The 337-nt window shown below is 46.3% G+C and carries 1 protein-coding gene; it reads left to right on the top strand.

Annotated features, from left to right (window positions below; genetic code table 11):
• A partial coding sequence (locus KIV40_RS26030) for a family 20 glycosylhydrolase (protein ID WP_285352086.1) occupies nucleotides 1-337 on the top strand: 337 nt, incomplete at both ends.

Genomic DNA, 337 nt, shown 5'->3' with positions numbered 1-337 from the left:
AGCGAACGAGTATCGTCTGATGGATCCTCAGGATACTTCAAACGTAACTACGGTTCAGTTCTACGATAAGCAGAGCTTTATCAACCCATGTATGGAATCGTCGACTCGCTTTGTTGATAAGGTGATTTCAGAGGTCGCTGCAATGCACAGTGAGGCTGGCGCACCACTAACAACTTGGCACTTCGGTGGTGATGAAGCGAAGAACATTAAACTAGGTGCTGGCCTGCAAGACATTAACGCAGAAGATAAAGTGAGCTGGAAAGGCAATATTGATTTGTCTAAGCAAGACAAGCCGTTTGCTCAGTCTCCACAGTGTCAGACACTGATTGCTGATGGT

The organism is Vibrio sp. D173a (assembly GCF_030248475.1).
The sequence above is the reverse complement of the archived record's forward strand: the minus strand, read 5'-3'. Positions and strand labels throughout refer to the sequence as shown.